28 protein-coding genes are annotated in these 24,830 nt (G+C 72.7%); 15 read left to right on the top strand and 13 right to left on the bottom strand.

Features of this window, described 5'->3' with window-relative positions; translation table 11 throughout:
• Both ACZ6ZR_RS23500 and ACZ6ZR_RS23505 read right to left on the bottom strand, forming a co-directional pair.
• A partial coding sequence (locus ACZ6ZR_RS23500; protein ID WP_465645376.1) for a DUF397 domain-containing protein occupies window positions 1-127 on the bottom strand: 127 nt, incomplete at its 3' end.
• Window positions 114-950, bottom strand: coding sequence for a helix-turn-helix domain-containing protein (locus ACZ6ZR_RS23505; protein WP_465645267.1), 837 nt, complete (start codon window positions 948-950; stop codon window positions 114-116). The genes ACZ6ZR_RS23505 and ACZ6ZR_RS23500, both read right to left, overlap by 14 nt.
• 119 nt (window positions 951-1,069) lie before the next feature.
• Here ACZ6ZR_RS23505 and ACZ6ZR_RS23510 point away from each other — a divergent pair, with 119 nt between their 5' ends.
• Window positions 1,070-1,291 (top strand): hypothetical protein, encoded by a 222-nt coding sequence (locus tag ACZ6ZR_RS23510; protein WP_465645269.1) that lies wholly within the window; start codon window positions 1,070-1,072, stop codon window positions 1,289-1,291.
• A gap of 15 nt (window positions 1,292-1,306) precedes the next feature.
• A complete protein-coding gene (locus ACZ6ZR_RS23515) occupies window positions 1,307-1,552 on the top strand; it encodes a hypothetical protein (protein WP_465645271.1) in 246 nt (81 codons plus the stop codon).
• Between the two features lie 7 nt (window positions 1,553-1,559).
• Here ACZ6ZR_RS23515 and ACZ6ZR_RS23520 read toward each other — a convergent pair whose 3' ends face one another.
• Complete coding sequence (locus ACZ6ZR_RS23520; RefSeq protein ID WP_465645273.1) at window positions 1,560-2,474, bottom strand: hypothetical protein; 915 nt, start codon at window positions 2,472-2,474, stop codon at window positions 1,560-1,562.
• Between the two features lie 204 nt (window positions 2,475-2,678).
• On the opposite strand from ACZ6ZR_RS23520, the gene rny reads away from it, so the two are divergent.
• From rny to ACZ6ZR_RS23540, 4 genes are all read left to right on the top strand, one after another.
• Entirely contained in the window at window positions 2,679-4,007 is a 1,329-nt protein-coding gene (gene rny / locus ACZ6ZR_RS23525) for a ribonuclease Y (RefSeq protein WP_465645275.1), read from the top strand.
• Between the two features lie 108 nt (window positions 4,008-4,115).
• A complete protein-coding gene (locus tag ACZ6ZR_RS23530) occupies window positions 4,116-4,664 on the top strand; it encodes a hypothetical protein (protein ID WP_465645277.1) in 549 nt (182 codons plus the stop codon).
• Window positions 4,665-4,705: 41 nt separating this feature from the next.
• Complete coding sequence (locus ACZ6ZR_RS23535) at window positions 4,706-5,269, top strand: sigma-70 family RNA polymerase sigma factor (RefSeq protein ID WP_465645279.1); 564 nt, start codon at window positions 4,706-4,708, stop codon at window positions 5,267-5,269.
• Window positions 5,266-5,979: an anti-sigma factor family protein gene (locus tag ACZ6ZR_RS23540; RefSeq protein WP_465645281.1), complete on the top strand. Its 714-nt coding sequence runs from the start codon at window positions 5,266-5,268 to the stop codon at window positions 5,977-5,979. The genes ACZ6ZR_RS23535 and ACZ6ZR_RS23540 overlap by 4 nt, the downstream gene beginning before the upstream one ends.
• A 60-nt stretch (window positions 5,980-6,039) precedes the next feature.
• Here ACZ6ZR_RS23540 and ACZ6ZR_RS23545 read toward each other — a convergent pair whose 3' ends face one another.
• Both ACZ6ZR_RS23545 and ACZ6ZR_RS23550 read right to left on the bottom strand, forming a co-directional pair.
• Window positions 6,040-6,687, bottom strand: coding sequence for a response regulator (locus ACZ6ZR_RS23545; protein WP_465645283.1), 648 nt, complete (start codon window positions 6,685-6,687; stop codon window positions 6,040-6,042).
• Window positions 6,684-7,862 (bottom strand): sensor histidine kinase, encoded by a 1,179-nt coding sequence (locus ACZ6ZR_RS23550; protein WP_465645284.1) that lies wholly within the window; start codon window positions 7,860-7,862, stop codon window positions 6,684-6,686. The genes ACZ6ZR_RS23545 and ACZ6ZR_RS23550 overlap by 4 nt, the downstream gene beginning before the upstream one ends.
• Window positions 7,863-7,995: 133 nt before the next feature.
• Between ACZ6ZR_RS23550 and ACZ6ZR_RS23555 the strand changes: the two genes are divergently transcribed.
• Window positions 7,996-8,928: an ABC transporter ATP-binding protein gene (locus tag ACZ6ZR_RS23555; protein WP_465645286.1), complete on the top strand. Its 933-nt coding sequence runs from the start codon at window positions 7,996-7,998 to the stop codon at window positions 8,926-8,928.
• Window positions 8,925-9,755 carry an ABC transporter permease gene (locus ACZ6ZR_RS23560; RefSeq protein WP_465645288.1) on the top strand — a complete coding sequence of 277 codons (831 nt, stop codon included), beginning with the start codon at window positions 8,925-8,927 and terminating at the stop codon, window positions 9,753-9,755. Before ACZ6ZR_RS23555 ends, ACZ6ZR_RS23560 begins: the two co-directional genes overlap by 4 nt.
• Before the next feature lie 62 nt (window positions 9,756-9,817).
• On the opposite strand, the gene ACZ6ZR_RS23565 is transcribed toward ACZ6ZR_RS23560, so the two are convergent.
• From ACZ6ZR_RS23565 to ACZ6ZR_RS23585, 5 genes are all read right to left on the bottom strand, one after another.
• Window positions 9,818-11,497 carry an FAD-dependent monooxygenase gene (locus tag ACZ6ZR_RS23565; protein WP_465645290.1) on the bottom strand — a complete coding sequence of 560 codons (1,680 nt, stop codon included), beginning with the start codon at window positions 11,495-11,497 and terminating at the stop codon, window positions 9,818-9,820.
• A gap of 113 nt (window positions 11,498-11,610) precedes the next feature.
• Complete coding sequence (locus ACZ6ZR_RS23570; protein ID WP_465645292.1) at window positions 11,611-12,444, bottom strand: amino acid ABC transporter permease; 834 nt, start codon at window positions 12,442-12,444, stop codon at window positions 11,611-11,613.
• Entirely contained in the window at window positions 12,441-13,091 is a 651-nt protein-coding gene (locus ACZ6ZR_RS23575) for an amino acid ABC transporter permease (protein WP_465645294.1), read from the bottom strand. Before ACZ6ZR_RS23575 ends, ACZ6ZR_RS23570 begins: the two co-directional genes overlap by 4 nt.
• Window positions 13,092-13,122: 31 nt before the next feature.
• Window positions 13,123-14,013: a glutamate ABC transporter substrate-binding protein gene (locus tag ACZ6ZR_RS23580; RefSeq protein WP_465645296.1), complete on the bottom strand. Its 891-nt coding sequence runs from the start codon at window positions 14,011-14,013 to the stop codon at window positions 13,123-13,125.
• A gap of 91 nt (window positions 14,014-14,104) precedes the next feature.
• The gene (locus tag ACZ6ZR_RS23585) at window positions 14,105-14,872 is read right to left on the bottom strand and encodes an amino acid ABC transporter ATP-binding protein (RefSeq protein WP_465645298.1); all 768 of its coding nucleotides are present in this window, start codon (window positions 14,870-14,872) and stop codon (window positions 14,105-14,107) included.
• Window positions 14,873-15,162: 290 nt separating this feature from the next.
• Here ACZ6ZR_RS23585 and ACZ6ZR_RS23590 point away from each other — a divergent pair, with 290 nt between their 5' ends.
• Window positions 15,163-15,903: a response regulator transcription factor gene (locus ACZ6ZR_RS23590; protein ID WP_465645300.1), complete on the top strand. Its 741-nt coding sequence runs from the start codon at window positions 15,163-15,165 to the stop codon at window positions 15,901-15,903.
• A gap of 6 nt (window positions 15,904-15,909) precedes the next feature.
• Window positions 15,910-17,337, top strand: a complete 1,428-nt coding sequence (locus ACZ6ZR_RS23595) for a sensor histidine kinase (RefSeq protein ID WP_465645302.1) — start codon at window positions 15,910-15,912, stop codon at window positions 17,335-17,337.
• On the opposite strand, the gene ACZ6ZR_RS23600 is transcribed toward ACZ6ZR_RS23595, so the two are convergent.
• Both ACZ6ZR_RS23600 and ACZ6ZR_RS23605 read right to left on the bottom strand, forming a co-directional pair.
• On the bottom strand, window positions 17,279-18,481 hold the full coding sequence (locus ACZ6ZR_RS23600; RefSeq protein WP_465645304.1) for a ScoMcrA-related endonuclease: 1,203 nt from the start codon (window positions 18,479-18,481) through the stop codon (window positions 17,279-17,281). The genes ACZ6ZR_RS23595 and ACZ6ZR_RS23600 overlap by 59 nt on opposite strands.
• A 67-nt stretch (window positions 18,482-18,548) precedes the next feature.
• A complete protein-coding gene (locus ACZ6ZR_RS23605; protein WP_465645306.1) occupies window positions 18,549-19,559 on the bottom strand; it encodes a TAXI family TRAP transporter solute-binding subunit in 1,011 nt (336 codons plus the stop codon).
• Between the two features lie 80 nt (window positions 19,560-19,639).
• On the opposite strand from ACZ6ZR_RS23605, the gene miaB reads away from it, so the two are divergent.
• Both miaB and ACZ6ZR_RS23615 read left to right on the top strand, forming a co-directional pair.
• Entirely contained in the window at window positions 19,640-21,139 is a 1,500-nt protein-coding gene (miaB, locus tag ACZ6ZR_RS23610) for a tRNA (N6-isopentenyl adenosine(37)-C2)-methylthiotransferase MiaB (RefSeq protein WP_465645308.1), read from the top strand.
• A gap of 69 nt (window positions 21,140-21,208) precedes the next feature.
• Complete coding sequence (locus tag ACZ6ZR_RS23615; protein ID WP_465645310.1) at window positions 21,209-21,901, top strand: class III extradiol dioxygenase subunit B-like domain-containing protein; 693 nt, start codon at window positions 21,209-21,211, stop codon at window positions 21,899-21,901.
• A 7-nt stretch (window positions 21,902-21,908) separates the two neighbouring features.
• Here ACZ6ZR_RS23615 and ACZ6ZR_RS23620 read toward each other — a convergent pair whose 3' ends face one another.
• The gene (locus ACZ6ZR_RS23620; protein WP_465645312.1) at window positions 21,909-22,145 is read right to left on the bottom strand and encodes an antitoxin; all 237 of its coding nucleotides are present in this window, start codon (window positions 22,143-22,145) and stop codon (window positions 21,909-21,911) included.
• 128 nt (window positions 22,146-22,273) lie between these two features.
• Between ACZ6ZR_RS23620 and miaA the strand changes: the two genes are divergently transcribed.
• From miaA to dapF, 3 genes are all read left to right on the top strand, one after another.
• Entirely contained in the window at window positions 22,274-23,224 is a 951-nt protein-coding gene (miaA, locus tag ACZ6ZR_RS23625; protein ID WP_465645314.1) for a tRNA (adenosine(37)-N6)-dimethylallyltransferase MiaA, read from the top strand.
• Between the two features lie 228 nt (window positions 23,225-23,452).
• Entirely contained in the window at window positions 23,453-23,923 is a 471-nt protein-coding gene (locus ACZ6ZR_RS23630) for a hypothetical protein (protein ID WP_465645316.1), read from the top strand.
• Between the two features lie 27 nt (window positions 23,924-23,950).
• On the top strand, window positions 23,951-24,820 hold the full coding sequence (gene dapF, locus ACZ6ZR_RS23635) for a diaminopimelate epimerase (protein WP_465645317.1): 870 nt from the start codon (window positions 23,951-23,953) through the stop codon (window positions 24,818-24,820).
• The last annotated feature ends 10 nt before the right edge of the window (window positions 24,821-24,830 follow it).

Here is a 24,830-nt window from a genome sequence, read left to right on the forward strand (position 1 = left end):
GGAGGCGGGGGCCGTGGGGGTTCTTGGAGTCGCGGACGGTGCCGGGGTGGGCGTCGTCGTGCTCGATGCAGTCGCCGTTGTTGCCGCCGCTGTGGGTGCTCTTGCGCCACTGCTCAGTGCTGGCCATGTGCGTGTTCCTCCGCCGCCGCTTTGAGTAGGGCCAAGGACGCCTCAGGCGGCAGGGCGTCGGCCCGGACTAGGTCGAACGATAGCTGGCAGGCAGCGAACGGGCCTGGGGCGTCGAGCAGTTCACCCGTGTGAGGGCCTTCGATGTAGGCAGCGGGCGGAGCATCGACAAAAGTCATCAGACTCAGCGCCCCTTCGAGCAGAGCATGGGCTCCGCTTCTGGTCGGCATCACCTGGAGGATGATCCGGCCGTCGGAGACCAACTGGGCAAGATGCGTGAGCTGTTCGTGCATTGCAGCGGATCCGCCGGTGGGGCGGAGCAGGACGCTCTCCTCGATGACCAACCAGAACAACGGTCTTGTTGGGCCGCTCAGGATCACCGCCCGTTCCATCCGGCGGTTGACCAGCCTTTCGTTCTCGGCCGAGGAGCGAAGCGGTTGGGCGGACCTGAACACCGCCCTTGCGTAGTCCGGTGTCTGGAGCAGGCCGGGCACCAGCTGGGGGGCGTAGGCGCTGATGGTCACGGCCATCGCCTGGAGCTCGGCCGCCGCCGTGAAGTACTCCGCGAAGCGTGGCCGGGTCACCATCGGGTACAGCCGGGAGAAGTGGCCGTCCGCGCCGAGTGCGGCGTCCAGCCGCTCCGACAGGTCCTCCTGCGGGCGCCGCACGGCCGCCTCGATCTGGCCGATGTAGTTGCCCGAGCAGAAGACCAGTTCGCCGAGGGCGCTCTGCGACAGCCCCTTGGCCTCGCGGAGGCGGCGGAGCTCGGCACCGTAGAAGGCGCGCGGCGATTCGGCCGGGTCGAGGTCCTTGGGGATGGTCATCCGTCAGCTCCGTTCTCACGCACCGTGATTGTTCGGTCGCAGGGCCTGGTCAGGCTACTGCCGGCGCGCCGAGTCTGAGGGTGGAAAGCCGGAGACCGAGGAACGGGAGCCACCAAACCATGAAAGAGCGTCAGAGCGGCGGCGCATGGACGCCCGCACCGGGGCAGACCGCCTACCTGCGCGCCACCCGGGAGGCGGTGCGGGTGATGGACTACCTGGCGGGCGAGGTCTACGTCCGCCCGCTGCGCGGCGGGTTGGAGCGCACGCTCAGCCCGGCCGAGCTGATCCCGCCGGACGACCAGCCGGGCGGGTTCGAGGCGTGGACCGCCGAGCGCGGCTGAGCGGGGGCGGTGGAGTTGAGCGAGGTCGAGTACTACCCCGTCGACCACCCCGGGCTGCCCTGGGAGGCCACCGTGCCGGTGGACGAGCACGGCGACGTGGTCGGCGTCGTGCTGGCCCGGGCCGCGGCCGGGCGGATCGCGATGGCGAACGTCGCGGACGGCAGTCAGGTGCTGCTGGTGGCGCCGGAGGAGCTGCGCACACTGCGGGACGCCCTGATCGCCGGGAGGTTCGACCACCTGTGGGAGGAGGGCGGGCGCTGACCGGGCCTCAGCTCTCCGGTGCCGCACCACGGTCCGGGAAGGGGTCGCCTCCCGTCGAGGGAGGAGTGCTCGGGAGGCCGAGTGCGGCCCGGGCCGCCGCCGTCTTCGCGTCGTTGCGCAGGAGGGGCTGGGCGGCGAGGAGTTCGCGCGAGACGGTGGCGGGGTAGGCCGACCACTCGGCGGCCCTGAGGTGGTCCAGGGCTGCCCGCAGCTCGCCGGCGAGGGCAGACATCGGCTCGGCCGTGCGGTCGCCCCAGGGGTGGGACCCGAGGAGCGTGACCTCCGCCTCGGTGGACCGCGCCAGTGCGGCGAGCCATTCGCGGTACGCCTCCGGCGCACGGGACGGCGGCGTGCCCGGCCGGAGTGCGAGGTCCACGGCAACGCGCGACTCCGCCTCCAGGTAGGCGAGTTGGTGTTCCGTCAGCCGGGAGCGGTCCTGGCGGAGGGTGGAGGTCCGCCCGCCGGGGACGGCGAGGGTGCACACCGTCAGGGCCGTGCCGTCGGCCGGGGGCGGGTCGATGTGGCTGGACCGTGCGCCGGCGAGGAGCGCCCACCGGTCGAGCGCGTAGCCGGGGAGCAGCTCCTCGCACCGGCGGTAGCTCTCCAGCTCCCCGCCGGGGAAGGTCAGCCCCTGGAGCGGGGCGGTCGCGTAGACCTCGCCGAAGTGCCGCTCCCCGCACGGGACCACCGTCACCGTGCTCGGCGGCCCCCAGGCGGCCGGTGTCGTCTCCCCGTCGGCCGGCGTGGAGAAGCAGTCACCGACCCGGAGGTCGCGGGCCGGTACGACTCTCGGCGCGGCCGCGGCGTCGCGGTCCGCTTCCCCGTCGTGCCCGAGGCCGACCGCCACCACGGCCAGCGTGGCGAGCAGTGCCGCGGCCGTCACCGTGCGGCGAGTCGTTCTCCTGGTGGTCGTCGTCCCCATGATCTGTCCCCCGTCCGCCGCCGGCCGGGTGCCTGCGGCAGCGCGACCCTAGCCGAACGCCCGCCGGTCCGTCCGGGTCGGAGCCGTGGACGTGACAGAGCGTCAGCGTTCGGGCCTGACGGTTCGGGAGCGTATCTTGACCGTTTCGTGACCCCCGCTTAGCCTCACAGAAATGCGTGGTTGAGCGGGACGGGAGCGGACCCGATGTGGATCGTGACGGGGTGCCTCGGAGTTCTGCTGTTGGCGCTGGTGCTGCTGGCGTTCCGGTGGATGCGCGGTACCGAGCGGCGGGCGGTCGGCGCCGTCGGGCTGGTCGAGGCGGAACTCGGCAGCCGTCGGGCGGAGTTGGCGGCCCGGGAGACGGCGGTGGCCGAGCGTGAGGGTGAGCAGCGCCGGGAGCTGGAGCGGCTGGCGGGTCTGACGGCCGAGGAGGCCCGGGCCGAGGTGCTGCGGGTGGCCGAGGCCGCGGCCCGTCGGGAGGCGGCGGTGACCGTCCGGGAGATCGAGCGCAGGGCCCGGCGGGACGGCGAGGAGCTGGCCAGGGACATCGTCGCGGGCGCCGTCCAGCGGGTGGCGGCGGAGCAGACGGCGGAGACGGTGCTCTCCGTCTTCCGGCTGCCCGCCGAGGAGTTGAAGGGCCGGATCATCGGCAAGGAGGGGCGCAACATCCGCGCCTTCGAGGCCGTCACCGGGGTCAACCTGCTGGTGGACGAGACGCCGGGCGTGGTCCAGCTCTCCAGCTTCGACCCGATCCGCCGGGAGGCCGCCCGGCTCACCCTGGAGACCCTGGTCTCGGACGGCCGGATCCAGCCCGCCCGGATCGAGGCGGTGCACGCCCGCAGCCTGCGCGAGGTGGAGCGGCTCTGCGTCCGGGCCGGGGAGGACGCCCTGCTCGCGGCCCAGGTCGGCGAGATGGAGCCGGAGTTGGTCCGCACCATGGGCCAGCTGCGCTACCGCACCTCCTACGGGCAGAACGTGCTGGCGCACCTGGTGGAGTCGGCCCGGGTGGGCGCGGTGCTGGCGGCCGAGGTGGGTGCGGACGCGGCGCTGGTGCGGCGGGCAGCGCTGCTGCACGACATCGGCAAGGCGCTCTCCTCGGACACGGCCGGCACCCACGCACTGGCCGGGGCCGAGTACGCCCGCCGCTGGGGCGAGCAGCCTGAGGTGGTGCACGCGATCGCCGCGCACCACGGCGAGGTCGACCCGCAGACCGTCGAGGCGGTGCTCGTCCAGGCCGCCGACGCCTGCTCCGGCGGCCGGCCGGGCGCCCGCAAGGAGTCGGCGGAGAACTACGTCCGGCGCCTCGCCCGGCTGGAGGAGATCGCGGTGGCCCAGCCCGGGGTCACCAAGGCGTACGCGATGCAGGCCGGCCGGGAGGTCCGGGTGCTGGTCCAGCCGGACCAGGTGGACGACATCGCGGCCCAGGTGCTGGCCCGGGAGATCGCCAAGCGGATCACCGAGGAGGTCAGCCTCCCCGGCCAGGTCCGGGTCACCGTGATCCGCGAGACCCGCGCCGTCGAGGTGGCCCGCTAGCCGCGCGGCGGCCCGCTCCGGAAAAATCTTCCGCCGCGTTGAGTGTTCCGTGCCTCCCCTGCGTACCGATGGGTGACCACCCGTCGAACTCCGTGGGGGAGACCACTCATGCGCACGCTCCGTCGCACCGCCCTGCTCGCCGCCCCGGCTCTGGCCGGCCTGCTGCTGCTCACCGCCTGCGGCTCGGACGGCGCGTCGAGCGCCGCCCCGGCTGCCGCCCCGAGCAGCGCGCCGACCGCCGCTCCCTCCGCGGACAAGGCGGACAAGGCGGTGCTCAAGGGCTCGCTGGCCGTGGGCCGCCCGGCCGGCTTCGGGCCGACCGTGCTGGACGGCCTCGGCTACACGCTGTACCGCTTCGACAAGGACACCGCCAAGCCCTCGGCCTCGAACTGCAACGGCGACTGCGCGGCCAAGTGGCCGCCCGTCCCGGTGAACGCGCAGAGCACCCTCCAGGGCGTGGACCGGGCCCTGGTCGGTACGGTGACCCGGGCGGACGGCACGCAGCAGCTCACCCTGGGCGGCTGGCCGCTCTACCGCTTCGCCGGGGACAAGGCGCCGGGCGAGACCAACGGGCAGGGCGTGGGCGGCACCTGGTTCGCGGCGGCCCCGGACGGCAAGAAGGCGGCCGCCACGGCCGGCGGTGGCGGCGGCTACTGATGACCCCGCCGACCCTGGTGCGGCTCGAGGAGGAGGGGCGCATGCGGCGCGACCAGACGGCTGCCGGTCCGTCCCACCGGCCGGTGTCCCACCCGCCGGACCGGGACGAGGAGTTGGTCCGTGCCCTGCACGACCGGCACGCCGCCGCACTGATGAGCTTCGTGCTCCGGCTGGTCGGCGGCGACCGGCACCGGGCCGAGGACGTGGTGCAGGAGACGTTGGTCCGGGCCTGGCGCAACCTGCACCGGCTCGATCCGGCGGCCGAGTCGCTGCGCCCCTGGCTGGTGACGGTGGCCCGCCGGATCGTCATCGACGGCCACCGCAGTCGGCAGTCGCGTCCGGCCGAAGTGGGCGACGCGGTGCTCGACGTGATGCCGGCGGAGGACGAACTGGAGCGTGCGCTGCGACTGATGGCCATCTCCGACGCGTTGGACGCGCTGACCGAGCCGCACCGGCAGGTGATCGTCGAGACCTACCTGAAGGGGCGTACCGTCAACGAGGCGGCCGCCGAGCTCGGCATCCCGGCCGGCACCGTCAGGTCCCGGGTGTTCTACGCCCTGAAATCGCTCAAGAACGCTCTCGAGGAACGAGGGGTGACATCGTGACGTCCCCGCAGGAGCAGCACCTCGACGTGGGTGCCTACGTCCTCGGGCTGCTCGAACCGGAGGAGACGGCGGAGTTCGCCGCGCACCTGGCGGGGTGTGCCCGGTGCACCGCCGAGGCGGAGGAACTCTCCGGGCTGGAACCGCTGTTGGCGGAGTACGCGCAGGTCGTCGGCCCCGCCGGGCCACCGGCCGACGGTGACCGGCTGCTGGAGGGGCTGACCGCCGAGGTGACCGCGGCTCGGCGGTCGGCGCGCACCCGGAGGCTCTTCCTGGTGGTGGCGGCCGTGGCCGTGCTGATCGGCGGGCCGCTGGTCGGAGCCTCGCTCGGTGGGGGCGACCAGGCCCGCCCGGCGGCCCACTCCACCAGCCCCGCCCAGGAGTTGATGGACCACGGGGTCCGCCACTCGGCCACCGACCCGTCCACCGGTGCGGTCGCCACCGTCGCTCTGGAGGACCGCAAGTGGGGCACCCACGTCGCGCTGCAACTCTCCGGCGTGCGGGGGCCGCTGAGCTGTTCGCTGATCGCGGTGGGCCGCTCGGGCGAGCAGCAGACCGTCACCAGCTGGGCCGTCCCGCCGGCCGGTTACGGGCTCCCCAGTCAGCCGGACAGCCTGGTCACGCACGGCGGGGTCGGCCTGCAGTCCGGCCAGATCGACCACTTCGAGGTCCGGACCTCCGACGGCGCCCGGCTGGTGGCAGTCCCGGTCTGACGCTCCGTCAAGGTGCTCGCCTGCCCGGCCCGGGCGGGCAGGCGAGCAGGCCGGGCCTGGTCAGACACCGACCAGGCCCGCCTCGTACGCCAGGATCACCAGCCGGACCCGGTCGCGGGCGTCCAGCTTGGCGAGCAGGCGGCTGAGGTAGGTCTTGGTGGTGGCGGGGCTGATCACCAGCCGCTCCGAGATCTCCGTGTTGGACAGGCCCTGGCCGATCAGGGTGAGCACCTCGCGCTCGCGGTCGGTGATGCCGGTCAGCTCCCGCCGGGGCGCGGCGCCCCGGCGCTCGGTGAACTCGGCGATCAGGCGGCGGGTGACGCTCGGCGCGAGCAGCGCCTCGCCGCCCGCCACCACCCGGACGGCGGCCAGGATCTCGTCCAGCGCCATGTCCTTGACCAGGAAGCCGGAGGCGCCGGCCCGCAGCGCGCCGTGCACGTTCTCGTCCTCGTCGAAGGTGGTCAGCACGACCACCTGCGGGCCGGCCGGGCCGGAGGTGATCCGCCGGGTGGCCTCGATGCCGTCGAGCACCGGCATCCGAAGGTCCATCACCACCACGTCGGGGCGCAGCTCCTCGGCCAGGGCGACGGCCTCGGCGCCGTTCCCGGCCTCGCCGGCCACCTCCAGGTCGGGGGCGTCGGTGATCACCATCCGCAGGGCGGCGCGGACCAGCGGCTGGTCGTCGGCGAGCAGGACACGGACGGTCATCGGACTCCTGACAAGGGGGAAGCGGTGAACGGAAGACTGACGGTGACCCGGAAGCCGCCGCCGGGCAGCGGGCCGGCCTCGAACTCGCCGTGCAGCAGCGCGACCCGCTCGCGCATGCCGACCAGCCCGAAGCCGGCCGGGCCACGACCCGGGCCGGCACCGTGGTCGGTGACCTCCAGCCGCAGGGCGTCCGGGAGTTGATCGACCGTCACCAGGCAGTGGTCGGTGCGGGCGTGCTTGAGCACGTTGGTCAGCGATTCCTGCACGATCCGGTAGGCGGAGACGTCGACCTCCGACGGCAGCGGCCCGGGCCCGCCGGTGCGCCGCAGCTCCACCCGGAGTCCGGCGGCGGTGGTGGACTCGGCCAGTCGGAACAGGTCGGCCACCCCGAGGTCGGGCGCGAGCGGCTCCTCGGTGCGCAAGGCGACCAGCATCCGGCGCAGCCCGGCCAGGGTCTCCCGGCCGGTGGTCTCGATGCTGGCCAGGGCCTCCCGGACGGCCTCCGGCTGACGGTCGATCACCCGCTTGGCGGCCCCGGCCTGGAGCGCGATCACGCCCATGCTGTGGGCCACCATGTCGTGCAGCTCGCGGGCGATCCGCAGGCGTTCGGCGGTAACGGCCTGCTCGGTGGCCTGGGTCCGGGTCTCCTCGTGGTGCTCCCGGGTCTGGCGGTTGGAGGAGCCGAGCAGCCAGGCGATCACCACCAGCAGAGCGACCGGGAGTTCCACCGAGATGCCGACCGGCCAGTTGCACAGCATCCGGATGCCGAGGAAGGCGGCGAGCACGCCGAGTGCCGCACCGAGGGCTCGCAGCGAGCGGTGCCGGGGCAGCGCCACGCCGATGAAGTACACCGCCGCGTCCACCGCGTAGTACTGCTGGAGCGGGAGCTCCATCACGCTGAGCGGCAGGGCGCCGAGGGCCGCACCGGCCAGCACCCAGGCCAGCCCGGCGGCCGGACGGGTGGTCAGCAGCCGGGCGCCGATCACCGTCAGGAGACCGGCAAGCACCAGCATGGTGAGGCCGTCCCAGCGCAGGAAGACCACCCCGCGCAGCACCGCAGCGCTGTTCTCGCCGGGCAGCTGCACCCGGATCAGCGCGGTGTTCAGCACACCGGCGCACCAGGCGAGCACCGTCCAGGTGGCCGGGCTGAACCGCCCGAGCAGGGGTATTCGCATGACGCCGATGCTAGCGATCATGGACGGCCCGGTCATCGGCCCGTGGTCGTACGCCCCTGGAGGACAACCTCCGCCCCCGGGTGACACCGCTGGGCCGACGCTCGCCCCGGACCCGCCCGGCAGGCTGTGGACCATGATCGAGGTCAACGAACTGACGAAGCGTTACGGCTCCACGACCGCCGTGAACGGGCTCACCTTCACCGTCCGCCCCGGGCTGGTGACGGGCTTCCTGGGGCCGAACGGCTCGGGCAAGAGCACCACCCTGCGGATGGTCCTGGGCCTGCACACCCCGACCAGCGGCTCGGTGCTGATCGACGGCCGCCCGTTCCGGGACCGGCCGCGCGGCCTGCGGCAGGTCGGCGCGCTGCTGGACGCGAGTGAGGTGCACGGTGGCCGCAGCGGCCGGGCCCACCTGAGCGCGCTGGCCCGCAGCAACCGCATCCCGCGTGCCCGGGTGGAGGAGGTGCTGGCCGAGGTCGGCCTCACCGAGGCCGCCGGGCGCCGGATCGGCGGCTACTCGCTCGGCATGCGCCAGCGCCTCGGCATCGCGGCGGCACTGCTCGGCGACCCACCGGTGCTGCTCTTCGACGAGCCGCTGAACGGGCTGGACCCGGAGGGCGTGCGCTGGGTGCGCGGCCTGTTCCGCCGGCTGGCCGCCGAGGGCCGGACGGTCTTCGTCTCCAGCCACCTGATGACCGAGATGGAGCACACCGCCGACGAGTTGGTGGTGATCGGCCGGGGCGAGCTGATCGCCGCCGAGAGCCTGACCGCCTTCGCCGCCCGCGGCGGCGCGACCGTCACCGTCCGCACCCCGGGCCACGTCGAGCTGGCCGCGCTGCTGGCCGAGCGGGGTGCCCAGGTGCGGACCGACGGCGAGGTGCTCACCGTCTGCGGCCTGGCCGCCGCCGAGATCGGCGAGCTGGCGCTCCGTCACCACCTGCCGCTGCACGAGCTGAGCCCGCGGACGGCCTCGCTCGAACAGGCCTTCATGGAACTCACCGCCGCCCACGCCGCCCACCGCACCACACCCGCCCGCACCACCGACCTCGCCGGGAGCACCCGATGACCACCACCCTCGCCCTGGAACCGCGCGCCCGCCTGACCGACCTGCTGGCCGCCGAGTGGATCAAGCTCTGGTCACTGCGCTCCACCGTCTGGACCCTGCTGCTGATCGCGCTCGCCGTGCTCGGGCTGAACCTCGGCACCGCCTGGGACCAGGTCCGCTACTGGGACCAGCTGAGCCCGGCCGACCACGCCGAGTTCATCGCCGAGGGCCTGTCCCTGATGACGGCCTACACCTCCAACGCTGCCTCGGTGCTGCTGCTCGGGGTCGGCGCCTGGGGCGCGGTCACCGTCACCGGCGAGTACGGCACCGGCCTGATCCGCACCACCTTCGTCGCGATCCCCGCCCGCAGCTCGGTGATGGTCGCCAAGGCCCTGGTGGTGGGGGCGGTGGCCACGGTGTACGGAGCCCTGGTCGCGGCGGTCTCGTTCTGGGCCACCCAGGCCCAGTACGCGGAGCTGCACGCCGGAGTGACGATCGGTCACCCCGGGGCGCTGCGGCTGGTGCTGGCCTCGGCGCTGCTCGCCCCGGTCGCCGCCCTGACCGGGATGGCCGTCGGCGCGCTGCTGCGGCACAGCGCCTTCGCGGTGGTGTCGGCCACCGTGCTGCTGCTGATCGGGCCCGCCATCCTGAGCACCCGTCGGCACCTGAGCGCGGTGCTCGCCCACGCCACGCCGTTCCGGGCCTGGGAGACGCTGGCCGAGCGCCCCGACATCGCCGCCCTCCAGCCCTACCCGGCCACCCACGCCGGGGCCTGGCTGGTGCTGGCCTGCTGGGCGGCCGGCGCCGTCCTGGTCACGGCCCTGGCCGTCCGCCGCCGGGACCAGTGACGCCCCGTCAGGAGCCGGGCGGGGCTGGTCGGAGCCGGCCGGAACGAGCCGGCCGGAGCGGGTCAGGACCCGGTCAGGTCCGGGCTGGCGATCGGGGCCGGGCCGCCGCGGGCGTGCTGGGCGAGGGCGTGCAGGGCGTCCGGTTCGGCGCCGTGGGTGGTGCCGACGACGTGGCCGTCGGGGCGGATCAGCAGCACGGTGTGCGGGTCGGCGGCCGGGTACTGCTCGGTGACCAGCACCTCGGCGGGGATCGGGAGCGAGGCGGCCAGCGAGGTCAGCCGGGGCATCAGGCCGGCCGAGAGCCAGTGCCGGGACGACCAGACGGTGGCGCCGGGGGCGACCAGCAGCAGCAGGAAGCCGCCGCCGAGGCGGGCGTGCAGGTGGTCCTGGGTGCCCTCGGTGGTGATCACCGGGAGGTCGGGGGCGAGCACGCCGGGGGCGGTCGGCGGGAGCTGTTCGGTCAGCGCGGTGCCCTTGGGGCCGCGCTGCGGCGGCACCCGGCCGGGGACGCCGGAGGGCGCCTCGGGGTAGGCGGGCGCACCGCCGAACCGGCCGGTGCCGAGTTGACCGTCCGTCAGCAGCGGGGCGTGCTTGCGGAACGAGCCGGTCAGCAGCGAGCGCCTGGTCTGGGCCCAGCCGCGCAGCGGCCGCAGCAGCGGCATCGACTGGTCCACCGCGCGCAGCCGGGCGCCGACCGCCCCGCGCCGCTCGGCCTCGTACCCGTCCAGCAGGGTGGACTCGGCGCCGGAGCCGGGCCCGGAGTGCAGGTGCCAGGCCAGGGCCAGGCGCCAGGAGAGGTTGTCCACGTCCCGCAGGCCGTCGGCGAGGTTCTGCATGCCGAGCGCGCCGTGCAGGTGGGCGGCGTCCCCGGCCAGGAAGCAGCGGCCGACCCGGAACCGGGCGGCCAGGCGCTGCTGCGCGGTGTGGTCGGCGGCGGCCAGCAGTTCGAACCGCGGGAGCTCGCCGCACCAGCCGGTCAGCGTGGAGCGGACCCGGGCCAGCAGGGTGTCGCCGGTGACGATGCCGGGCCAGGTGGCGTGCGGGTCCACCGGGGTCTCGGGGGCCGGGCGGCCGGGCGGCAGCCGCCAGTCCAGCCGCCAGAGGCCGTCCGGCAGCGGGCGGGCGGAGGCCTCGCGGTCGCCGCGCCACGGCGGCTCGCGGTGCAGCCGGGCCTCGCCGGGGAACGGCAGGTCCACCCGGAGGGTGGCCACCGCGTGCCGGTCCACCGCGGGGCGGCCGGGGAAGCGGACCTTGAGCAGCTTGCGGACGGCCGAGCGGGCCCCGTCGCAGCCGACCAGGTGGCTGCCGCGCCACCAGGTGGAGGTACCGGTCTGGGTGTGCTGGGTGCGGGCGGAGACGCCGTCCCCGTCCTGCTCCAGCTCGACCAGCCGGGTGTGCGGGGTGAGTTGGATCAGCGGGGTGGCGGTGGCCGCGTCCCGCAGGCCGCGGTGCAGGCGGTGCTGGGGCAGGTGGGAGATCCCGCTGAGCGGGAGCCGGAGCACCTCGGTGCGCCGCCGGTAGACGGTGAAGGCGTCCCAGTACACGGCGTCGGACCCGGCCCGCTGGTAGCCGAGCCGGGTCAGGAAGCCGGTGGTCTGCTGGGTGAGCACCACGCTGCGCGGGCCTTCGGAGCAGACCCCGGCGCCCTCGTCCAGGACGATGCTCGGCACCTCGTGCCGGGCCAGGGCGAGCGCCAGGGCCAGGCCGACCGGCCCGGCCCCCACGATGATCACCGGATCCACGACGGGACCTCCTCGGACCGGCCGGTCCGGGCTGGGGCAGCGGCGGCCGACGGAGCGTCAGAAGTCCCGGGTGGTGTCACGAAGAGCAATGCAACAGATCACCTGCGTGTCCGTCAAGCAGCGGACGTTGTGCGCCGGTTCGCGCCGCGGCGGCTCCAGCCCTCCAGCCACTTGGCGAGCGCCGTCAGCAGGAGGCAGCAGATGATGTAGATCGCGCCGATCACGATGGTGACCGGGATGTAGGGGTAGCCGTCCGGAGTGACCCAGGTGCCGGCGATCTTCTTCCCGACGTTCAGCAGCTCGGGGTAGGTGATCACGTACCCGAGCGAGGTGTCCTTGAGGGTGACCACCAGCTGGCCGATGATCGCGGGCAGCATGGCCCGGACCGCCTGCGGGGTCAGGATCACCGTCATGACCTGGTTCTTGCGCAGGCCGAGCGCGTAGCCGGCCTCGCTCTGGCCGCGCGGCACCGCGTTCATGCCGGAGCGGATGATCTCGGCCTGGACGGCGCCGTTGTACAGCGTCAGACCGGTCACCAGGGCCCAGAACGGGGTGGCGGTGAAGACCGCCACGTAGAGCCCGAAGATCATGATCAGCAGCGGCATGGCGCGGAAGAACTGCACCACCGCGGTGCAGACGGCGCGCACCGGCTTGTGGTCGGAGAGCCGGCCGATCGCCAGCAGGGCGCCGAGGATCAGCGAGAGCGCCGCGGCGGTGGCGAACGCCTTCAGGGTGTCCAGCAGCGCGGTGAGGATGGTCTCCTGCGTGTTCTTGTAGGCGAACACGTCCCACATCTCGGGGGAGAACTGGCCCGTGTCGTTCAGCCGGGTGAACGTGTACCAGAGGCCGCCCAGCAGGGCGAGACCGGCCATCACCCCGAGGGCGTGGTTGCGGATCCGGGCCCGGGGCCCGGGGACGTCGTAGAGGACGCTGCTCTTGCCGCTCAACGGGCCACCGCCAGACGGGATTCCAGGAACTTGAAGAACAGGGCGACGCAGGCGCTGATGAACAGGTAGGCGAGCGCGACCCAGAAGAAGATGGCGAGGATCGAGGCGCCCTTCTCGTTCAGCGTGGTCTGGAAGTTGAACAGCTCGGAGACGCTGAACGCACCGGCCACCGCCGAGTTGCGGGGGAGCGCGATGAAGACGCTGCTGAGCGGGCCGAGCACGGTCCGCCCGGCCTGCGGCAGGATGATCTGGGTCAGGGTCTGACCGAACGTCATCCCGAGGCTGCGGGCCGCCTCGGCCTGGCCGACCGGCACGGTGTTGATGCCGGACCGGATGACCTCGCAGACGAACGAGGCGGTGTAGGCGGAGAGCGCCATCACCGCGAAGCTGAAGTGCTCGAAGTGCACGCCCAGGCGCGGGAGTCCGAAGACCACCGCGAAGAACAGGACGGTCAGCGGGGTGTTCCGGAAGGTGTTCACCCAGACGGTGCCGAAGACTCGCAGCACCGGGACCGGGGAGACCCGGAAGGCCGCCAGCAGAACACCCAGCAGCAGGGCGAACAGGGCGCTCAGCGCGCTGAGTTCGACCGTCTGCAGGAACCCGTTCCGGAACAGCTCGAAGTTGCCGTCCTCGAAGAGTATGCCCATGCCGGCGGCCCTCCTTTCGTTACCAGACGGGTCAGTTGGTGAGCGCCGGGATCTCCGGGGCCGGGGAGCCCGAGAGACCGAGGGTGGCGTCGTAGGCCTTCTTCCAGTCGCCGTTGTCCTCGTGCGCCTTCAGCGCGGCGATGACGGCCTGCTGGAACGTCGGGTCCTCCTTCTGGACGCCGATGCCGTACGGCTCCTTGGAGAACGGCTTGCCGACGACCTTGAGCTTGCCGGCGTTCTTGGCCGCGAAGCCCTTGAGGATCGCGTCGTCGGTGGTGACCGCGTCGACCTCGTCGGTGAGCAGCTTGTCCACGCACTGGGCGTAGGTCTCGTACTCGATGGTCTCGCCCGGGTTGTACGTCTTGATCTGCTTCACCGAGGTGGAGCCGGTGGCCGAGCAGACCTTCTTGCCCGCGACGGACTCGGGGCCGGTGATCGCGGTGTTGTCCTTCTTCACCAGCAGGTCCTGGCCGGCCACGTAGTACGGGCCGGCGAAGGCGACCTTCTCCTTACGGCCGGCGTTGATGGTGTAGGTGCCGACGTAGTAGTCGATCTGGCCGCCCTGGAGGGCGGTCTCGCGGTTGGCCGAGACGATCGTCTTGAACTCGATCTTGTCCGGGCCGAAGCCCAGGTCGGCCGCGATCATCTTGGCGATCTCGATGTCGAAGCCGTCACGGGTCTTGGTGGTGACGTTCTCGAAGCCGAGGTAGGGCTGGTCGGACTTGGCGCCGACGACCAGCTTGCCGCGCTTCTTGGCCTCCTCGAAGACCTTCGAGCCGTCGACCTTGGCGTCGGTCTTCACCGTGTAGGTGGGCAGCTTGGCCGCGGAGTCCTCGGCCTTCGGGGCCTCCTTGCCGCAGGCGGCGACGGCGGTCAGCGCGAGCACGGACAGGGCGGCGGCGATGGTACGACGGGTCCTCATGACGGAGCTGTCTCCTCGATCGTGGGCACGGTGGAGCCGGGCCGGGGAAGTTCTGGGCATGACAGGGACTGACGGTAGGTCAGTCGAGGCGTCAGTGGTGCAGGATCTTCGAAAGGAAGTCCTTGGCCCGGTCGCTGCGGGGCGCGGTGAAGAACGCCTCCGGGGTGTTCTCCTCGACGATCCGGCCGTCGGCCATGAAGAGCACGCGGTTGGCGGCGGAGCGGGCGAAGCCCATCTCGTGGGTGACCACGACCATGGTCATCCCCTCGGCCGCGAGGTCGCGCATGACCTCGAGCACCTCGTTCACCATCTCCGGGTCGAGCGCCGAGGTGGGCTCGTCGAAGAGCATCACCTTGGGCTTCATGGCCAGCGCCCGGGCGATCGCCACGCGCTGCTGCTGGCCACCGGAGAGCTGGGCCGGGAACTTGTCCGCGTGCGCGGCCAGGCCGACCCGCTCCAGCAGGGCCCGCGCGGTCTCCTCGGCCTCGGGGCGCGCGACCTTGCGCACCTTCACCTGGCCGAGGACCACGTTCTCCAGCACGGTCTTGTGCGCGAAGAGGTTGAAGGACTGGAACACCATGCCGACCTCGGCGCGGAGCTTCGCCAGCGCGCGGCCCTCGGCCGGCAGCGGCTGCCCGGCGATGGTGATGGCGCCCGAGTCGATGGTCTCCAGCCGGTTGATGGTCCGGCAGAGCGTCGACTTGCCGGAGCCGGACGGGCCGATCAGCACGACCACCTCGCCCTGCTTGATCTCCAGGTCGATGTCCTGGAGCACGTGCAGGGCGCCGAAGTGCTTGTTCACACCGCTCAGCATCACCAGGGGAGCGGCTGCGGAGTCACTCACGGCGTTCTCGGTCATCGAGCCTGGCTCCCTCGTGGGCGGTGCTTGGGTGCGGTGCTGGTACCGGGGGCTGATCGCCGGCGGAGCTCTCAGCCCCCGGTCCGGCTGACCCTAGGGCGGCTGACATTGTCACGTCAGTGGATCTGAGCGGAACTTGAGCATCACGATCCGGCCACGTCCGGTCACCCGTCGCAGTGGCACCGGGGCGTGCGCCGGCCGGGCCGTGACAGAACGGGCGGTCTGGACGATACTCCGCAGGTACCCCACGCAGAAGAGGCGTGACACCCGTACCGGAGGGAGGCCCACAGGTGCGACTGCTGCTCGTCGAGGACGACGACCGGGTGGCCGCGGCCCTGGTCGCGGTGCTGGGCCGGCACGGATTCCAGGTCCGGCACGCCCGCAGCGGCCACGAGGCCCTGGACGCCCTGGTGCCGGACGGGAACGAGCCGTACCGGGTGGTGCTGCTCGACCTCGGCCTGCCCGACCGGGACGGCTTCGAGGTGTGCAGCCGGATCCGCGCGCACAGCAGCGTCCCGGTGATCATGGTGACCGCCCGGGCCGACATCCGCTCCCGCATCCACGGCCTCAACCTGGGCGCCGACGACTACGTCACCAAGCCCTACGACATGGGCGAACTGCTCGCCCGCATCCACGCGGTGGCCCGCCGCGGCCAGGCCGCCGAACCCTCCGAGCCGGTCGCCCAGCCCGGCCCGCTGGAGGCCCGCGGCGTGCTGATCGACCGCGAGCGCCGCCGGGTCAGCGTGCACGGCCGCGACGTCCCGCTCACCCGCAAGGAGTTCGACCTGCTGGCGCTGCTCGCCCAGAGCCCCGGCGTGGTCTACCGGCGGGAGCAGATCTTCAGCGAGGTCTGGCGCTCCGGCTGGGAGGGCAACGGGCGCACCCTCGAGGTGCACATCGGCTCGCTGCGCACCAAGCTCGCGCTGCCCGGCCTGGTCGAGGCGGTGCGCGGCGTCGGCTACCGGCTGATGCCCGAGCAGCCCGCCTCCGACGGCCCGTCAGCTCCGGCCGGCCCCGCCCGGGAGAGCTGAACTCCCGTGCGCACCCGCCTGCTCGGCATCCTGCTCTCCCTGATGGCCGCCGTCCTGGCCGCCCTCGGGGTCCCGCTGGCGGCCGCCAAGGCCGCCGCCGAGCAGAGCCTGGTGGTGGTCGACCGGATGGACGACGCCGCCCGCTTCGCCCAACAGCTCCCCACCCAGGGCCTGCCCCCGGCCGGCACCGCGGTCAAGGGCTCCGCCACCCCCGAGGAGGGGGACGGCGGACGGCTGCGCTCGCTCTCCGCCGAGGTCCAGCGCTACCACGAGCTCTACGGCATCCGGGCCGGCGTCTTCCACCGCGACGGCAGCGCCGTCGCGGTCGCCCCGGCGGGCTGGCAGGTCCCCACCGGCGGCTCCGCCGCCCAGGCCTTCCAGGACGCGGTGGACGGCCGCCGCAGCAAGAACCCGCCGCAGGTCTGGCCGTGGACCCCGGAGCGCACCATCACCGTGGCCGCCCCGGTGGTCCGGGACGGCGACGTCATCGCCGTGGTGATCACCGAATCGCCCACCGGCGAACTCCGCTCCCGGGTGCTCGGCCGCTGGCTCTGGCTCGGCGCCGGCGAGGCGCTCGCCATGGTCGCCGCCGTACTGCTCGCCGTCCGCCTCACCCGCTGGGTGCTGCGCCCCGTCCGCACCCTCGACCGGGCCACCCACGACATCGCCACCGGCCGGATGAACGCCCGGGTCGCCCCCAGCTCCGGACCACCCGAACTCCGGCGCCTGGCACGCTCGTTCAACCACATGGCGGACCACGTGCTGCTCGCCCTCGACCAGCAGCGGGCCTTCGTCGCGGACGCCTCCCACCAACTGCGCAACCCGCTGGCCGCGTTGCTGCTCCGGGTCGAACTCCTCGGCCTGGAACTGCCCGAGGGCCACGAGGAGGAGCTCGGCGCCGTCCGTGAGGAGGGCACCCGGCTGGCCCGCGTCCTCGACGACCTGCTCGGCCTCGCCACCGCCGAACACGCCCGCCCCGAACCCGAACGCGTCGACCTCACCGCCCTCGCCCTGGCCCGCATCGACGCCTGGCGGCCGGTCGCCGACCAGCGCGGCATCCACCTCGCCTGGGAGGGCCCCGCCACGGCGGTCGGGCTGGCCGATCCGATCGGCTTCGGCAGCGCGCTCGACGCCGTCCTGGACAACGCCCTCAAGTTCACCCCGGGCGGCGAGGCGGTCCGCCTCGGCGTAGAACAGGACAAGCGCGAACTCACCCTCACCGTCTCCGACGCCGGCCCCGGCCTCACCGAAGAGGAACTCGCCCGCATCGGCGACCGCTTCTGGCGCAGCCCCCGCCACCAGAACGTCGACGGCTCCGGCCTCGGCCTCTCCATCGCCCGCACCCTCCTCCTGGCCGGCGGCGGCTCCCTCGACTTCACCCCCGTCGACCCCACCGGCCTGACGGTCCGTCTGACCGTCCCGCGACCGCGCTGACTGCCTGTTCGGGGGTCAACTTGTTCTTCTCCAGCCAGTTCGCGTAGCGCCAGGCCAGCGCCTCTCTATGCGGAATGGCATCGGACGCGTCGAGACGCAGGTTGACGATCCTCAGCTGTTCAGCGGTCGGCCCGTCTGGCCGGAGCATTACCTCGAGCGTCTCGGGGTGAATCGCGAAGAGGTGTGCGTCGAGCGCCCGATGCAGGGCCGCGTTCAGGGGCATGCCGTTGAGCGGGTGGGAACTGCCGTTGTCGGCATCGGGCCGCAGGTGGGCTGCTTCGATCATCTCGGGTACCGAGATGTTGGAGAGCGGGCAGCGCGGGCTGTAGTGCTGAAAGATCTGCAGCTTGAATCGTGCCTGTTCAGGTCGGCTAGTCACCGTTCCCAGGCGTCGCTTCCGCTTGCTTCCCTCGAGGACGAACGGGATCTCGGTGGCCTTGTCCCGGTCGAGGATGTTTGCCGGAGGGGCCGAATCGAAGGAGATCAAGAAGTTCTTGCTCTTGTCCTCCCAGCCGGCCACCCAGGCAGGCCGGACGGAGCGGCGATTACCAACTTCCGAGATGAAGAAGACCGGAAGCCCCAGGTAGGCCGACTGCTTGGTTGCCTGGATCTCCGCCCCGTCCTGCCCGGGAGCCTCGGTGACTGGGTAGTGGTAGAGGGCCTCGTGGCTGCTGACCTCATCGGGATAGTCGACCCCGGTGTGCTTCAGTCCGACAGCGAGACCGCGCGGGTCGATGCGCTTGGTCCGCTTCTTGTCGGTCCAGATGCCCCGCTGGTTGCCATACGCCCCGACTGAGCGCAACGCGTCCGCAGTGACCAGGCCTTGGGCATCCTGGCGGGCGGCAAGGTTCGCCCACACCGTCGAACGCCACTGCCGTTCCGCTTCGATGGTGGCCGGACGACCGTCGACCACATCGAACCCAAGGCTGCTGAGGGCGTCGCCGGCCCGCTTCTCGTCGCCGTGAAAACCGTGCGTGGCGGCAGCGACGGTGGCTGCATCGTAGAGGCGGTCCTCGTGGCGGACGTAGAACTGACCGCCGTGGCGGAAGTCGTACTTCTGCTGGAATGAGGAGTGCCCGAGTTGGTCGATCTCCGCGATGGTCTCCAGCACTGATGCCATGTCAGCAGGGTTCTGCGCGCTCATCCTTGCCACCCCATGGTCGAAGACGTTAGTCAGAGCCTAGATCTACGGTCTGACAGATCCACGGCAGTTATGGCTTGACGGAGCGGTAGTAGTTGCTGGCCCCGTCGTGGAGCGGGAGCGGGTCGGTGTAGACGGCGGTGCGGAGGTCGACCACCTGGGCGGCGTGGACCTCGGAGCCGATGCGGTCGCGGCTGTCGATGACGGCCTTGGTCATCCGCTGGACCAGGGTGGTGTCGACGTCCTCGCGGGTGATCAGCAGGTTGGGGACGGCGAGGGTGGCGACGGCGGTGCCGGTCGGGTGGGCCTTGGGGTAGGCGTCGGCCGGGATGGTGGCGGCGCGGTAGGCGTCGGCCCCGCCGCCCTCGCCGTGGTGGACGGCCTCGGCCAGGTCGCCGAGCGGGACGATCCGGATCGGGAAGTGCTCGGAGAGGTCGGTGAGCGCGTTGGTCGGCAGCCCGCCGGACCAGAAGAAGGCGTCGAGCTGACCGTTCTTCAGCTGGTCGGCGGCGTCGCCGACACCGAGCATCGAGGCCGACACGTCCACGTCCGGATCCAGCCCGGCCGCCGTCAGCAGCCGCCTGGTCACCAGCTGGACGCCGGACCGGCTCTGCCCGACCCCGACCCGCTTGCCCTTGAGGTCGGCGGTCCGCTGGACCGGGGAGTCGGCGGGCACCACCAGCTGGAGGTAGTCGTCGTAGAGCCGCGCTATAGCGCGGATCCGGTCCCTGCCGTCCCCCCGGTAGCTGGCCACCGCGTCGGCGGTGGCGATGGCGAAGGAGTCCCGCCCGGCGGCCACCCGGTCGAGGTTGTCGACGGAGCCCTGGGAGTTGTCGAGCCGCAGCTCGACCCCGGGGAGGTTGTCGTGCAGGTAGGTGCGCAGCAGGATCCCGTACCGGTCGTACACGCCCCGGGGGACCCCGGTGGCGAATCCGGTCTCGCCCCGCGGGTAGTCGGTCCGGTCGGTGGCGGTGGCCCACCAGCCCCCGGCCGCGCCCACGACCAGCAGGAACACGGCGGCCACCCGGCCGAGCCGGCTGCGGGCCGCCGTGCGCAGGGTGGCACGGGGTCTCCAGGTCATGGGGTTGGATACTGCCAGGCCCGGCGCCGGAACGGGAGAGGGGCACGGAGCCCGATCCGCTTCCACGTACCCTTGTGCCCGTGGGTACGAGCCAGGATTCCAAGAGCTACAAGGTCGTCACGTACGGCTGCCAGATGAACGTGCACGACTCCGAGCGCCTCTCCGGGCTGCTGGAGGACGCCGGTTACGTGAAGGCCGACCAGGACGGCGAGCAGCCCGACCTGGTGGTGTTCAACACCTGCGCCGTGCGCGAGAACGCCGACAACAAGCTGTACGGCAACCTCGGCCGGCTCGCCGCCGACAAGCAGCAGCACAAGGCGATGCAGATCGCGGTCGGCGGCTGCCTGGCGCAGAAGGACCGCGACACCATCGTCAAGAAGGCCCCGTGGGTCGACGTGGTGTTCGGTACCCACAACATCGGGCACCTGCCCGCGCTGCTGGAGCGGGCCAGGATCGAGCAGCAGGCCCAGGTGGAGATCCTGGAGTCGTTGGAGACCTTCCCGTCCACCCTGCCGACCCGGCGCGAGTCGGCGTACGCGGCCTGGGTGGCGATCTCGGTCGGCTGCAACAACACCTGCACCTTCTGCATCGTCCCCGCGCTGCGCGGCAAGGAGGAGGACCGCCGCCCCGGCGACGTGCTCTCCGAGATCGAGGCGCTGGTCGGCGAGGGCGTCATCGAGGTGACCCTGCTGGGCCAGAACGTCAACGCGTACGGCTCCGACCTGGGCGACCGCGAGGCGTTCTCCAAGCTGCTCCGGGCGGCCGGGCAGATCGAGGGCCTGGAGCGGATCCGCTTCACCTCGCCGCACCCGCGCGACTTCACCGACGACGTGATCGCCGCGATGGCCGAGACGCCGAACGTGATGCACCAGCTGCACATGCCGCTGCAGTCCGGCTCGGACACCGTGCTCAAGGCGATGCGCCGCTCGTACCGGCAGGACCGCTTCCTCGGGATCATCCACAAGGTGCGCGAGGCGATGCCGGACGCGGCGATCTCCACCGACATCATCGTCGGCTTCCCGGGCGAGACCGAGGAGGACTTCGAGCAGACCATGCACGTGGTCCGCGAGGCCCGCTTCACCAACGCCTTCACCTTCCAGTACTCCAAGCGCCCCGGGACCCCGGCCGCCGAGATGGACGGCCAGATCCCCAAGGCCGTGGTGCAGGAGCGGTACGAGCGGCTGGTCGCCCTCCAGGAGGAGATCTCCTGGGAGGAGAACAAGAAGCAGGTCGGCCGGGTGCTGGAGATCCTGGTCGCCGAGGGCGAGGGCAAGAAGGACGACAAGACCGACCGGCTGTCCGGCCGCGCGCCCGACAACCGCCTGGTCCACTTCACCCGCCCCGCCGAGCCGGTCCGCCCGGGCGACACGGTGACGGTCGAGATCACCTACGCCGCCCCGCACCACCTGCTCGCGGAGGGCCCGACCCTGTCGGTCCGCCGCACCCGGGCCGGCGACGCCTGGGAGAAGCGCCAGGGCACCCCGCCCGCCAAGCCGGCCGGCGTCCTGCTCGGTCTCCCCAAGATCGGCGCCCCGGCCCCGCTGCCGCTCGCCCCGGCCGGCGGCTGCTGCGACGCCTGATCCTCCGTCAGCCACTCCGAGCCCCCGGTAGCCCAGTGCCGCCGGGGGCTTGGCCGTAGAGTGATCGTCATGCTTGTCGCTGCCGCCGTCTGCCCCTGCCCGCCGCTGCTCGTGCCCGAGGTGGCCGCCGGTGCCGCGTCCGAACTCGACGTGCTGCGCGAGGCCTGCCTGGAGGCGGTCCGGGAGCTCGGCGACGTCGACCTGGTCGTGGTGGTCGGCGCCGGGCCGGAGGGCGGGGTGTGGACCGAGGGCGGGATCGGGTCGTTCCACCGGTACGGGGTGCCCCGGGTGGTGCGGCTGCCCGGGCCGGTGGCGGACGGCCCCGAGCTGGCGCCCTCGCTGACGGTCGGCGCCTGGCTGCTGGAGCAGGCCGGGATCACCGTGCCCACGCACGCCTGCGCCGTTCCCGCCGACGCCCCGGTGGAGCGGCTGGCCGGCCTCGGCGAGGGGCTGGCCGAGCTGGCCGACCGGGTCGGGCTGCTGGTGCTCGGCGGCGGCAGCGCCTGCCGCACCGTCAAGGCCCCCGGCTACCTGGACGAGCGGGCCGAGCCGTACGACGTGCACGCCGCCAAGGCGCTGGCCGAGGCCGACACCGAGGCGCTCAAGGCACTGGACCGGACGCTCTCGGCCGAGCTGCAGGTGGACGGCCGGGCGCCCTGGCAGGTCCTCGCGGGAGCTGCGCAGGGCGCCGGGTTGAGCGGGCGGCTCCGGTACGACGAGGCCCCGTACGGGGTCGGGTACTTCGTCGCCTCCTGGAGCTGACGGCCGGTCAGTTGGGGCTCTGGCCCTCGTCCTTGGGCTTGGCGGCGAACTGGTCGACCGCGCCCTTGGCCTTGCTGGTGCCGGTCTCGATCTTGTCGGTGTACTTGTGCTTGGTGGCCTTGTCCGCGGCCGCTCCGGCCTTCTCCACCACCTGGTCGATCTTTTCGCCGTGCTTGCCCGCGAGCTCGCTGGCCTTGCCCTTGAGCTCCTCGGCCTTGCCCTTGAGGTTGTCCATCAGGCCCATGGTCAGTCGCTCTCCTTCGGCGGGCCCCGCCCGGGGAGGCGGAGCAAATCGGTCATTCCATAGTCATACTTCCCCAGAGTGACCGCCGGAGACACGGCGCCACTCCCGATCTTTGCGAGACTTGGCCCGTGAGCAGCTCCTCCCCCTCCCAGCCCCGTGTCCAGCCGCGCGTCGTCTCGGTGGTCGGCGCCACCGCCGCCGGCAAGTCCGACCTGGCCGTGGCGATCGCCCGCACCCTCGGCGGCGAGGTGATCAACACCGACTCGATGCAGCTCTACCGCGGCATGGACATCGGCACCGCCAAGCTCACCGAGGAGGAGCGCGGCGGCATCCCGCACCACCTGCTGGACGTCTGGGACGTCACCGAGACCGCCAGCGTGGCCGAGTACCAGCGGCTGGCCCGGGCCGAGATGGACCGGCTGCTGGCCGAGGGCCGCACCCCCGTACTGGTCGGCGGCTCCGGCCTGTACGTCCGGGCCGCCATCGACGAGATGGACTTCCCCGGCACCGACCCGGCGGTCCGGGCCCGGCTGGAGGCCGAGCTGGCGGAGCAGGGCCCGTACGCGCTGCACCAGCGGCTGGCCGCGCTCGACCCGGCCGCCGCCGAGGCGGTGCTGAGCAGCAACGGCCGGCGGATCGTCCGGGCGCTGGAGGTCATCGAGATCACCGGCCGCCCGTTCACCGCCAACCTGCCGAGCAACACCGCCGTGTACGAGACGGTGCAGATCGGCGTCCAGGTGCCCAGGCCCGAGCTGGACCAGCGGATCGAGCTCCGGGTGGACCGGATGTGGGAGGCCGGGCTGCTGGAGGAGGTCCGGGCCCTGGAGGGGCAGGGCCTGCGGGACGGGCTGACCGCCTCCCGGGCGCTCGGCTACCAGCAGGTGCTCGCCTTCTTCGCCGGGGAGTGCACCGAACAGGAGGCCAAGGCCGAGACCGTGCGGGCCACCCGCCGGTTCGCCCGCCGACAGGAGTCCTGGTTCCGCCGGGACGACCGGATCCACTGGCTCTCCCGGCCCGCCGGGGCCGATCCGGTGGAGCTGCTGGAGCGTTCGCTGGAGTTGACCGACCGTCAGATCTGACCAGGCCGGGGCGGTTTCCGGCCACGCTGCCGGTGCAGCTGCGAGTGCACGACGAACTGAGGGTTACGGGCACATCACGTCCTGGCCACGGATCACCCGGGGGTCGGTGGAACCGGCTGTCGGCCGGATCGGACATGCCATCATCGAGAGCATCCGGAGGCAGGTCGTTCGATCTGCCTCGCCAGCAGCGGGCCCGCCGGCCCGTGTCGCACCGTCAGGGGAGGCCGCGTGTCCACGGGTACCGGCCCGGAGACGGAAGAGCTGGAGAGCAGCCTGAGCGCCGAGCTCGCCCTGCCCGAACCGACCTCCTACGCCGTGGCGCTCCCCGTGCTCGCCGACCTCGCCGCACCCGGAGTGGTGCACGAGCGGGAGATCCGGCCCCGCAAGCGGCTGCGCTGGTGGCAGACCCTGCCGATCGCGGCGGTCGCCACCTTCGGCTCGATGATGTTCGCCTTCCCGCTGGCCTTCGGCTCCGGGGACCGGGGCGCCGCCATGATCGGGATGCTCGGCATGCTGCTCACCGCGGCCTCGGTGGGCTGGGGCGCGATGGCCGCCCGGATGGCCGGCTACAAGTGGCCCGGCGTGCCGCGCCGGGGGAGCGGGCAGCGGGCCAGCCGGCGCTCCATCCTGATCTACACCCTGATCGCGGTGGTCGCGGTCGGCCTCGCCGTCTGGCGGGTGGTACGGCTCGCCGCCTGAGCCGCGCGGGTCAGTACCATCGGCGCTGTGAGCGCTTCGGTTTCCGCATCCCAGACCTTCGGCCTCCCCTTCCTCAAGGGGCACGGCACCCAGAACGACTTCGTGATCATCCCGGACGAGGACGGCAAGCTCGACCTCGGCGCGGCCGAGGTCGCCCTGCTCTGTGACCGCCGGGCCGGCGTCGGCGGGGACGGGCTGCTCCGGGTGGTCCGCTCGGCCGCCGATCCGGCGGCGGAGTCGATGGCGGACCGGGCCGAGTGGTTCATGGACTACCGCAACTCCGACGGTTCGATCGCCGAGATGTGCGGCAACGGGGTCCGGGTCTTCGCCCGTTACCTGGTGCAGGCCGGACTGGCCGGAACCGGCGCCTTCGCGGTCGCCACCCGGGCGGGCGTCCGCGAGGTCGTGGTGGCCGAGTCGGGCGAGGTCACCGTCGACATGGGCTACGCGGCCCTGCCCGACTCCGGCCCGGTCACCGTGACCGTCGGGGACCACAGCTGGCCCGCGCTCAACGTCAACATGGGCAACCCGCACGCCGTCGCCTTCGTCGACGACCTCGCCGAGGCCGGCACCCTCTACTCCGCCCCGGGCGTCACCGAGGGCGTCTACCCGGAGGGCGTCAACGTCGAGTTCGTGGTCGAGCGCGGCCCCCGTCACGTCGCCATGCGGGTCCACGAGCGTGGCTCCGGCGAGACCCGCTCCTGCGGCACCGGCGCCTGCGCCGTCGCCGTCGCGGCCGCCCGCCGCCACCACCTCGCCCCGGCCGAGACCGGCGCCCCCGTCACCTACACCGTCGACCTCCCGGGCGGCACCCTCCGCATCACCGAACACCCCGACTCCCGCATCGAGATGACCGGCCCCGCGGAGATCGTCGCCTCCGGCACCCTCGCCATCTGAGAGGTGCACG

This window comes from Kitasatospora sp. NPDC088742, from assembly GCF_055584905.1.